The sequence below is a fragment of the Flavobacteriales bacterium genome (assembly GCA_013214975.1).
Taxonomy (GTDB): domain Bacteria; phylum Bacteroidota; class Bacteroidia; order DT-38; family DT-38; genus DT-38.
In genome coordinates this window covers 1-2,137 of the sequence record JABSPR010000259.1, presented here as the reverse complement: position 1 = coordinate 2,137, position 2,137 = coordinate 1, and the positions used below count along the sequence as shown (strand labels likewise).

The following is a 2,137-nucleotide window of genomic DNA, read 5'->3' as shown; positions in this document are numbered from 1 at the left end:
TTTCAAGTGCCTTATTCTTCTTTGTAATTAGTACCTCGTTTTTATTTAAAAGCACGCCGTGACCTCTCTCATAGGTGAAATATTCACCATATTTTTCTTCTAAAAGCTTGATATGTACTTGAAGTTGTGTTTTTCGATCATAAACCGCTTCCCCTACAGTTTTATTAAGATGGTCGAAGCTTAGATCGAATTTCTCTTGATCTCCTAAAGGGAATTCGTTTTTAATGCTGTAATATCTGGTTGAAAGCTCCCACATCGTTTTGGAAGTGAGTGCACCGTTAAAAATACCAGCACCGCCAATTTTATCCCTTTCAATAAGAATTACCTTTTTGCGGAGATCAACAGCTCGCATTGCAGCGGCATAACCAGAAGGACCACCTCCAATAATACACAAATCGTACTTCTTCATCTAATGATTCACTTTAAATTCAGTATAATTCAACTGATTGATAGGTTGTTGAATACGAAATGTTCTTGGAAATTGTTCGTGAAAAAAGAGAATTAATAATAAGCGTGACAGGGCTTGTTTTTCTCTCTTTCGTCTCTGAGTCGAAGTTCTAGGATTACTTCGTGAGAATTATTACTGAATTCATGTAATTTTGAGAGAGTGTAGTCGTAAGAATATCCAATACCTAAACGCCATACATTAAATCCTATCATGGCAGCGACTGCGTCTTGAATTCTATATGTTCCCCCTAACCAAAACTTTTCGTCCCATACGTAACGAAGATTAAGATCCACACCAAGTGGAGAGCCAGAAGAATAAGTTATGTTAAAAGATGGTATAGCTACCCATAAACTTTGGCCATTTGGACCCGTTTTGAATTTCTTTCCAGCATTTAGGAAATAGTGCCTCCGCATTCTTGTTTGATCACTATTGCCTCCTGCGATACTTCTGATTCTGTTCTTTAGAACTTGCAAAGTGTTAAACCCAACGAAGTAATCTTTTGAATATGCAAGAATACCCACTTGCATATCAGGAAATATTAAGCTGGTAGTATGTTCTACAACTGGATCTGGATCTACCGCAAATCGTATACCGGCAGAATTAAACCTAAATTGATTTATGCCTCCCGCCAATCCTAAACTTACATTCGTTTTTCTTGTGAGGGCATAATGAAATGCATAGGCAAACATCATATGCTGGCTACCGTATGGGGCGTAATCTTCATTAACTACATGTAGTCCCATTCCGTGGTGAACTTTACGGGTTTTGGGTGCCGCAATGGGACTATGAAAGCTTCCGAAGAAAGTAGTGGGCTGCCCGGGTATACCAACCCATTGATATCTCTTACCTACTTGAACAACAGCTTTAGTTCTGCTTCCAGCTGCCGCAGGATTCAATAAGAAATCGTGAAGAGTATATTGCGTTCGGTGCAATAGTTGTTGACCCAACAATGAATCGGATAAAGAGATGCAAATCAGAATAAAGAAGATAGATTTAACTATATACATTATCTAATAATTATCACGGTTCCGGTGTATTTCTCAGACTCTTTAATATTTTGATCTAATACAAAATGGTACCAGTAAGTAGCTTCCGGTAAATCCTGACCAAGCCGTTTTCCATTAAACGCATTTTCCGGACTGTACCCAACTTGTTTGTATACTACCTGACCCCATCGATTATAGATTTTTAATTTATTTTCAGGGTAAGCTTCAATGTTATTTATTATCCATGTATCATTTATTCCGTCGTTATTTGGACTGAATGCGTTAGGGATATTATTAATCTGAGGATTTAATACTTCTACCGTTACGGATCTAACATCAGCACATTCACCGTAGGACATTATAACTATATAGTTTGTAGTTTCTTTTATTTCTGTTACCATAGGAGATGGGAATTCTGTAAGAGGTCCGTTAGGAGTTGACCACGCATAATCTGCATCTTCATGATAGAATGCGGTTAAACCGGAAGACCCTCCATAGCTCACAACAGTAGGCTCAGCATAGGCAACACTTGGGTCAAGTACATCATTCCCGACCACAACAGTTGATGTCGTAGCCGTACATCCATTCTCGTCGGTAACGGTTGCAGTCATAGAACTGCTTCCTGTAAGATCTATTGCTGGGTTAGTTGCTTGTCCATCCGACCATATATAGGTATATGTTCCAGGCCCCGTTCCTCCACTAA

At 38.8% G+C, this 2,137-nt stretch carries 3 protein-coding genes; all 3 read right to left on the bottom strand.

Annotated features, from left to right (window positions below):
• Positions 1 to 409: FAD-dependent oxidoreductase (locus HRT72_08405; protein ID NQY67727.1), on the bottom strand; the 409-nt coding region annotated here is incomplete at its 3' end.
• A gap of 92 nt (positions 410 to 501) precedes the next feature.
• Positions 502 to 1,455 carry a PorP/SprF family type IX secretion system membrane protein gene (locus HRT72_08400; GenBank protein NQY67726.1) on the bottom strand — a complete coding sequence of 318 codons (954 nt, stop codon included), beginning with the start codon at positions 1,453 to 1,455 and terminating at the stop codon, positions 502 to 504.
• The coding region (locus HRT72_08395) for a gliding motility-associated C-terminal domain-containing protein (protein ID NQY67725.1) at positions 1,455 to 2,137 on the bottom strand (683 nt) is incomplete at its 5' end. The genes HRT72_08400 and HRT72_08395, both read right to left, overlap by 1 nt.